The organism is Mesorhizobium sp. M7A.F.Ca.CA.004.04.2.1 (assembly GCF_004022825.1).
Lineage (GTDB): Bacteria > Pseudomonadota > Alphaproteobacteria > Rhizobiales > Rhizobiaceae > Mesorhizobium.
Map to the genome: position 1 here is coordinate 1 of NZ_RZPH01000576.1, position 3875 is coordinate 3875.

7 protein-coding genes are annotated in these 3875 nt (G+C 61.6%); 4 read left to right on the forward strand and 3 right to left on the reverse strand.

Annotated features, from left to right (window positions below):
- The first annotated feature begins 70 nt into the window (after positions 1–70).
- On the forward strand, positions 71–640 hold the full coding sequence (locus EN893_RS22905; RefSeq protein ID WP_127270432.1) for a methylated-DNA--[protein]-cysteine S-methyltransferase: 570 nt from the start codon (positions 71–73) through the stop codon (positions 638–640).
- A 34-nt stretch (positions 641–674) separates the two neighbouring features.
- Here the strand turns inward: EN893_RS22905 and EN893_RS22910 are convergent, their stop codons facing one another.
- The gene (locus EN893_RS22910) at positions 675–1004 is read right to left on the reverse strand and encodes a hypothetical protein (RefSeq protein ID WP_127270431.1); all 330 of its coding nucleotides are present in this window, start codon (positions 1002–1004) and stop codon (positions 675–677) included.
- Positions 1005–1300: 296 nt separating this feature from the next.
- On the opposite strand from EN893_RS22910, the gene EN893_RS22915 reads away from it, so the two are divergent.
- The 3 genes from EN893_RS22915 to EN893_RS22925 all read left to right on the forward strand — a co-directional run bounded on the left by EN893_RS22915 (position 1301) and on the right by EN893_RS22925 (position 2235).
- Positions 1301–1513 carry a cold-shock protein gene (locus EN893_RS22915; protein WP_010910991.1) on the forward strand — a complete coding sequence of 71 codons (213 nt, stop codon included), beginning with the start codon at positions 1301–1303 and terminating at the stop codon, positions 1511–1513.
- 270 nt (positions 1514–1783) lie between these two features.
- The gene (locus EN893_RS22920) at positions 1784–1984 is read left to right on the forward strand and encodes a hypothetical protein (protein WP_027039317.1); all 201 of its coding nucleotides are present in this window, start codon (positions 1784–1786) and stop codon (positions 1982–1984) included.
- Positions 1981–2235 carry a hypothetical protein gene (locus EN893_RS22925; protein ID WP_127270430.1) on the forward strand — a complete coding sequence of 85 codons (255 nt, stop codon included), beginning with the start codon at positions 1981–1983 and terminating at the stop codon, positions 2233–2235. Before EN893_RS22920 ends, EN893_RS22925 begins: the two co-directional genes overlap by 4 nt.
- Positions 2236–2266: 31 nt before the next feature.
- Here EN893_RS22925 and EN893_RS22930 read toward each other — a convergent pair whose 3' ends face one another.
- Positions 2267–2875 carry a glutathione S-transferase family protein gene (locus EN893_RS22930; protein WP_127270429.1) on the reverse strand — a complete coding sequence of 203 codons (609 nt, stop codon included), beginning with the start codon at positions 2873–2875 and terminating at the stop codon, positions 2267–2269.
- 292 nt (positions 2876–3167) lie between these two features.
- On the reverse strand, positions 3168–3875 hold a 708-nt coding region (locus EN893_RS22935), incomplete at its 5' end, for an EAL domain-containing protein (protein WP_164901035.1).

Here is a 3875-nt window from a genome sequence, read left to right on the forward strand (position 1 = left end):
ATGCCATATTGTTCCGCATATGTACTGGGACCAATCCCGGATTTCGCCACTTTGCGGGAAGGAACGCATCATGGTCACGACAGCTTCGATCACGGCCGGCCACGCAGTGTTAGAAACAGTGATCGGTTTCATGGGCATTGCGTGGAGCGAAAAGGGCCTGATCCGGCTCTGCCTGCCCGAACGCAGCCGCGAAGCGGTGGAGCGGCGCCTGCTGCGCCATGGCGGCGTTTCCAGTGCCACGGCGCAGCCGCCATGGGTGGTCGAGCTGATCGCGGCGATCAAGGCCTATGCGGCGGGCGAGGACATCGATTTCTCCGCCGTGCCGGTCGATCTCGACGGCGTCGACGATTTCCGCCTCGCCATTTACGACGCGGCGCGAAAACTCTCCTTCGGCGAAACCACCACCTATGGCGAGCTGGCCAAAACCGCCGGCCATGCCGGGCTCGCCCGCGAAACCGGGGCCGCCCTTGGCTCAAATCCGGTGCCGCTGGTCATCCCTTGCCATCGCATTCTTGCCGCCGGCGGCAAGATCGGCGGCTTCTCGGCGCCCGGCGGATCGATCACCAAGGAGAAGATGCTGGCCATGGAAGGCGTGCGCGTCGGCCCCCCGCCACCAGCGCAGGTGTCGTTCGGGTTCTGATGTAGGCAGGTGCCTAATTGTTGTAGGCAGGTGCCTAGTTGTTGTGGAAGAACCGCCGGCGGAAATGCCGGTCATTGTCCGGCCGCTTGCAGTTGTAGACCGGGCAGGACTTTGTGTCGGCGCTCGGCACGTAGGCCCGTGTCCTCACCTCGCCCATGCTGCAGAATCGCTGGCTCTGCACATAGCGGTCGTAGAGCGGCAGTCTAGGCACCCGCTTCGACTGGTAGCGCAGGATGACGGCCCCTTGCCGGGCGATCGTCCCCTGAACCTTGCCGCAACCCATACGCGTCGGGTCGTAGCGCGAGATCGCCTGCGCCTGGGCGGCGACAAGCGTGAGGCAGGCGGCAAGCAGAATGATTTTCATGGTCCTCTCCCCCAAGATCCCCTCCCAAGCGGGTGTGGATCGAGCGCCCACAGGCTCCGATCATCGCGACGCTCTCACGCGATTGGGGCGGCCATTGGGCGGCGCCCTCATCACGGCTTTCTCACGCAGTCTTGTTTTTCGTGCGAAAGCAGCCTATATGCCTTCCATTGATATTTCGGCCGATCGATCCGGGCCTCGCGATAATCGCGTTTGCTGACGTCTATCTCCAAAATCTCGATGCACACCGGCTGGACCTCGGTCTGGTCAATCTAAAGCAAATGTGAAGGACTATCTAAATGGCAACTGGAACGGTCAAGTGGTTCAACGCCACCAAGGGCTTCGGCTTCATTCAGCCTGACGCGGGCGGCGCGGACGTTTTCGTCCACATCTCCGCTGTCGAGCGTGCTGGACTGTCGACCCTGGTCGAAGGCCAGAAGATCAACTTCGAGATCGAGCAGGACCGCCGCACTGGCAAGTCGTCCGCTGGATCTCTGAGCAAGGCAGCCTGATTTTGCGATAGCGCGCGCCGGGCGAGAGCTCGGGGCGCGCGGCAAGTCACGGATGTACTGACAGTCGCGCGAGAAGCGCGCTGGAGCGGAAAGACCCGACAAGCTGGATCAGCAGATAGCTGCCAGCCCGGACCGGACGTTCCCGATCAGGCTACCAAGCATGGAAGGCGGGATTTAATCCCGCCTTTTTGCTGTCTGGGGTTAGGTGCTGCAACGGGCGCTACAGTCCCACCGGTGGTACTTTTAGCCTAGTAGTGGTATCATTCGGCCATGACCAAGCTTGAGCAAATTGAAAAATCCGTTGCGGAACTGAGCCCTGAAGAACTGAAGGCGTTTGCTGCCTGGTTCGAAGCGCTTCGGGAGGATATGTGGGATCGGCAGATCGAGGCCGATGCGAAAGCCGGCCGATTGGATAAGCTTGCCGAACAGGCACTGACGGACCATCGCGCTGGTCGGACGCGGCCTCTGTGAATCACGTCGCCTCCCCATCGTTCTGGGAGGCTTACGAAAAACTGCCATCGGCGATCAGAGCAAAAGCGGACAGGCGTTTTGAAAGACTCCGCTCCCACCCTTTTGATCCCTCGCTGCATTTCAAACAGGTCGGACGCTACTGGTCTGCGCGAGTTGACGACAATTACCGGGCTGTTGCCACCCGCACCAACGATGATGTGATCTGGTTCTGGATCGGCACCCATGCGGACTATGATCATCTCTTGAAGTAGCTACCCATCCGCCCACCTGGCGCGGGACAAACTACCCCATCCACTCGATCGGCACATGCCCCGGATCCGCTTCCACTCGGCCAAGCCAGGCCGCCACCGCCGGATAGGCGTCGAGATGGAAGCCGCCCTGCTCCGCCGTATGCGTATAGGCATAGAGCGCGATGTCGGCGACGCTGAGCGTGCTGCCGGAAAAGAAAGCATTGTTTTCCAGATGCCTGTTCATCACGCCGAGCGCCTTGTTGCCGCGCTCCAGCGTCACCGCCAGCCGCTCCGGGGTCGCATCCCCAGCACGTTCGGGGAAGGTCAGCAGCGCCTTGCGCACGGCAATGTAAGGCTCGTGGCTGTATTGCTCGAAGAACAGCCATTGATAGGCAAGCCCACGCTCATACCTGTCCGCCGGCAGGAAGCGTGTGCCTTCGGCGAGATAGAGCAGGATGGCGTTGGATTCGGCCAGCCGCCGGCCATCGTCGAACTCGAGCAGCGGCACCATAGCATTCGGATTCTTGGCGACAAAGTCGGCTTTGCGCGTATCGCCGGTGTGCGAACTCACTTCGACATTGGTAAAGCCAAGGCCAAGCTTGGCCATCAGCAGGCGCGGCTTGTAACAATTGCCGCTGTCGATCATGCCGTAAAGTATCATGGCTGTTCCCCGGAGCACTGTCTCCGCGCGATTATCGCAGCGGCGGCGGTCTCAACCAATGATTTGTTTTGGTACGACGATCAGCGCCGCTGATATGTGAATCGCCGAAAATCTGAGGCCGTTGAAGGGCATGTTGAGATTCAGGTCAGGCCGAGCCGAAAACGGTGGGTTCCGAGAACCGGAGCGGAGCGTACTTAAGTACGTGAGCTCAGTTCTACTGCGTGGCAGTAGAACTAGGGAAGCGCAGGAAGCCGCCGTTTGCAGGCCGGCATCACCTGAATATCGACATGCCCTAGCCAAAGAGGGGCACGACCTTGCTGTCCCGGCCCAGCAGCGCATCGATGACCAGCGGTTTCTCCTCGAATACCGTGCCGGCCAAGGCCGGACGGGCAAGGAGAAAACCCTGCAGCAGGTCGACGCCGCCTTCGAGCGCGACGCGCAGATGGGTGGGCTGCTCGATGCCTTCGACCAGCACCTTGGCGCCGCGGTCATGCAGGCTGGAAACCAGCGGGCGGAAGAACCGTTCGGCGGCAGCGTGGCGGCAGAACTCCGCGAACCAGGTGCCGTCGATCTTGACGATGTCGGGCTTGAGCAGGCTCACCCGCTCCTCGGTCGAGTGCCCGGTGCCGAAATCGTCGATGGCGATGCGGATGCCGTCGCGCCGCATCTCGCGCACCAGCCGCACGAGAAGCGCGTCGTCCGCCGCCTGTTCGGTGATTTCGCAGACCAGCATGGCCGGCGCCAGGCCGAACTCGCCGAGATGCCTGGTCATCAGGCGAATCTCGGCCAATGCCCGCCCGGCATGGTCGTTGATCAACGGGTTGTAGTTGAAGAACAGGTCGAGCCCGTCGACGCCGATGTTGCGGAAATTCCTGAGATGCAGCGCCCGGCACATGGTTTCCACAAACAGCCGGTCCGAGACGGCAACGCTTTCAAAGAACACCTTCGGCGCGCCGGGGCGGCCGGCACGGTGCGGCTCGATCAGGGCTTCGGCCGCGAC

What these genes read in the sequence shown, in the direction of transcription:
- EN893_RS22915 (WP_010910991.1), top strand. Translation starts at nt 1,301, where the DNA reads ATGGCAACTGGAACGGTCAAGTGGTTCAACGCCACCAAGGGCTTCGGC.
- EN893_RS22920 (WP_027039317.1), top strand. Translation starts at nt 1,784, where the DNA reads ATGACCAAGCTTGAGCAAATTGAAAAATCCGTTGCGGAACTGAGCCCT.
- EN893_RS22930 (WP_127270429.1), bottom strand. Translation starts at nt 2,875, where the DNA reads ATGATACTTTACGGCATGATCGACAGCGGCAATTGTTACAAGCCGCGC.
- EN893_RS22910 (WP_127270431.1), bottom strand. Translation starts at nt 1,004, where the DNA reads ATGAAAATCATTCTGCTTGCCGCCTGCCTCACGCTTGTCGCCGCCCAG.
- EN893_RS22905 (WP_127270432.1), top strand. Translation starts at nt 71, where the DNA reads ATGGTCACGACAGCTTCGATCACGGCCGGCCACGCAGTGTTAGAAACA.